This window comes from Ancylomarina sp. (assembly GCF_041555295.1).
Classification (GTDB): Bacteria; Bacteroidota; Bacteroidia; order Bacteroidales; family Marinifilaceae; genus Ancylomarina.
The window spans coordinates 1-3597 of the sequence record NZ_JBFFKR010000310.1 but is presented as its reverse complement, the minus strand read 5'-3'; the positions used below and the strand labels follow the sequence as shown (position 1 = coordinate 3597).

Genomic DNA, 3597 nt, shown 5'->3' with positions numbered 1-3597 from the left:
GGATTCTCTTTCACTTCACTTGTGGCAAAAACCTCTATGCTTTCGCCATCTAATACCGAGATAAGCGTTGCAGGTAGGTTAAATGTATTACACAGTAAATCAATTAATTTTTGCCATTTGGATACAGTTGTATCAGGAAAATTATATTTTGAATTTGGAGTGGTATTTTGTTTTGTCATAAGCTTAATGGGAAAGGTTATACCTTTTATAAACATACCCATTTTCCCCCACACTTTAGATGCAGAAAACTAATAATTTTATTGGATGCATAAGCATTATCATGAGTGTTTGATTTATAGTAAACTAGCTGTGTTTTAATAAATATAAACATTGTGAAAAGTTTAACACCGTTTTGCAGTTCAATGTTTTTTAGAGATATGTGACAATATTGAGGCAGTAGATTTCTTCGTGTTTTATTAATACAAAGTTTTATTATAATCATGATAGTATGAGTTTATTTTTTGTTCAAAAGAAAGCTTAGTATCTTTAATTATTCAATCATTCAAATTTTCTTTTGAAACAACTGCTTGTATATCTATTGCTTGTTCTATTCTCGATACAAAGCTTTGAGCAAATTATCATTCGCTTGAACTTTAGCTTGAATCAGGATTATTATGCTTCAATTTGTACCAATAAGGATAAACCTGAATTGGAATGTAATGGCTGTTGTCATTTAGAAAAGCAATTAGAGCAAAATGAAGATGAGAAGTCATCTAAAGAAAAAATATTAGTTAAGAAGGTATTTGAACTCATAATACCTATTGGCTTACTAGATCTTCAGAGACCCAATTTAAAAGTTGTGGAGAATGATTATCTAGTGTATAATCAGTTCTGTCCTTCTCTATATTACTATGACATTTTTCATCCCCCACGAATTCAATACCTTAAAATCAGGTCTGGATAATTTAGACCTTGATTTAAACTCAATTTTATTTGACACAACCTTCCATAGCCTGGTATCTAAAGCTTTCAGTTTTGCCGATTCTAAGAATCGGTATGCTCGGGTGTTATGTTGTGGATGAAATAAATCGAAGATGAAACGAGCCATACAGAATATTTCTACACATAAAAATCTAATCCTTATGGCAACTACTATCTGACCAAAGTTTAAAATTCTAAATAAATGAAAAATATTATAATACTCTATTCTCTTATCATAAGTATGCAAGCTTATGCACAAAAAACTATAAGACTTCAAGATAAGACGACAGGTCATTCAATTTCTAATGCTCATTTTTTATATCATAATCAGAAAGGGATATCTAGTGAAGAGGGGCTCATTTCTATTCAACCCATTGCTGATGCTACTTTGCTGATTTCTCATGTCAATTATGGGAAAATTGAAATTGATAATAAAGCGGTACTTAGTGCGCTCAAATCAGGTGTTCTCAACTTAAGTGAATCCTATATTTCTTTGATGCCAGCCACGGTAATTGCCAGAAGCAATGGAAAAGGCGATAGTCATATGGTAAAAGTGAATAATAGCGATAAACTCTCACATGATGCAGGTGATTTTTTGAGCCAGAATGCTTTTATCGGTGGCATACGAAAGAGTGGTGCTTATGGCTTCGACCCGGTTATGCGTGGGTTTAAATACGATCAGCTGAATATCGTAATGGATAATGGTTTGTCGGCTACAGCTGCTTGTCCAAACCGTATGGATCCTCCAGCCAGTCAGATTCCATTGGCAATGGTTGATCAAGTTGAAATTATTAGAGGGCCGCATTCTCTTCGTTTTGGGAATGCTTTTGGTGGAACAATTCATTTTAAATCGTCACCAGTTACTTTTACCGATACAACTAAACTGTATGGAAGAGCTAGTGGAAGTTATGAGAGCAATGGAAATATTAAGCGTACAGAAGCTCTTGCTGGAATTAAAGGGGAGTTCTTTAATATAAATTTATTAGCTGCATACAATGAGGGGGATGACTATGAGGATGGAGATGGGAATACGATTCCTTCTGGTTTCAATCGTCGAAATATAGGTCTGAGTTCTGTCTTTAAATTATCAAGCCAACAAAGTTTAAAGCTTGCAGCTAATAATAACTATGCTGAAAATGTCGACTTTCCGGCACTGAATATGGATTTACGCGAGGACGATACTTGGCTGATGAACCTTCAGCACAAGATAAATTTTAAAAACTCATCTCTAAGTTTTCTTTCCACATCATTTTATGGCTCTTTTGTTGATCATACCATGGATAATTTGGGGAAAGAATTAAATCCACGTATGGTAAATGCTATTACTAAGGCAAAAACTAAGAATTATGGTGCTCGTAGCGAAGCAAGTTTTGAATTTAAGAAGAGCTCTCTTTTTACAGGAATCGATTTTAAATCGGAAGAAGCAGAAGGCAATCGTTCTCGTGAAATGTTAATGGGGCCGATGACTGGCAATACCATTTGGGATAATATTTGGCAAGATAGCCGTATTAGAAAGTTTGGTTTATTCGCAGAATCTCATTTTTCCTGGGATGAGGTCTATTTTGTTGCCTCAACACGTCTGGAATTTAATCAAGCGGAGAGTCGTGATAAAGCGATAAAGTTTGTTAATACCAATAAGGAAGACCCATCGGATAAGTTAAACATATCTTTTAGTGTAGGGGCGAGTCATGATATCTCTAAAGAAGTTAGAATGGGTTTATGGTTAGGCAGAGCAGAGCGATCTGGTAGTTTAACTGAACGTTTTATAAACTATCTTCCTGTTGATCGAGATCCTTATGAGCGAATTGGGAATACGAAATTGAAATCGGAAGTGAATTATCAGCTAGACTATAATTTCACCTGGAAAAGAGAGGACTCAGAGCTGTCTGTAAACCTGTTCACATCTTACCTTAGAGACTATGTGAGCTCAGAAATCAGAACGGATTTGACACCTTTAATGGCGACTGCTCCCGGTGTAAAGCAATACGTCAATATCGATAAAGCAATCATGCGAGGCTTTGAACTTTCATGGTATCAAAAGATTTGCCCTATGGTTTATCACAAGGCAAATGTGGCCTATACATATGGCAAGAATCAGGATAAGAATCAGGCCTTAGCAGAAATACCGCCTCTTGATTTGAGATATGCACTTGGAGGGCATTTTTTTAAAGAGAAATTTCATCCAGAATTTATGATGCGTCATGTTATCAAACAAAATCGGGTTTCTTCAGACTTTGGTGAAACGGTAAGTCCAGCCTTTAGTTTGTTAGATTTTAAAGCCGCCTATTCATTCAATGATAAAACGCAACTGATAGCAGGTGTGCGTAATGTTTTTGATGAGGCGTATTACGAACATCTTAACCGATCGGTAAAAGGAAGTCAACAAGCTATCTACGCGCCTGGAAGAAGCTTTTATTTGACTTTTGCTGTCGGTTTATTTTAAAGATTCAGTTTAGAAAGATGCTCTGGATAGTAATGACCTATCTAGAGCATCTTTTTCTTATTCTGTAAATCAGGCTTGATTGGTTTGTCAGAAGAATTAACATCTCATTAACCCTTGATTTATTTATCTTAGCCTATATTTGTAAAAAGAATCTAAAGATAATGTTGAAAAAGATCAGTCATATTATTTTAGCCCTGCTCGTATTGGTGACCACCATGGGGATGACTGTATCT

General features: G+C 35.4%; 2 protein-coding genes. Both read left to right on the top strand.

Features of this window, described 5'->3' with window-relative positions; all coding sequences use genetic code 11:
* The first annotated feature begins 514 nt into the window (after positions 1-514).
* A complete protein-coding gene (locus ABY905_RS15115; RefSeq protein WP_372645362.1) occupies positions 515-904 on the top strand; it encodes a hypothetical protein in 390 nt (129 codons plus the stop codon).
* A 219-nt stretch (positions 905-1123) separates the two neighbouring features.
* Positions 1124-3364 (top strand): TonB-dependent receptor domain-containing protein, encoded by a 2241-nt coding sequence (locus ABY905_RS15110; protein ID WP_372645360.1) that lies wholly within the window; start codon positions 1124-1126, stop codon positions 3362-3364.
* Positions 3365-3597 lie beyond the last annotated feature (233 nt).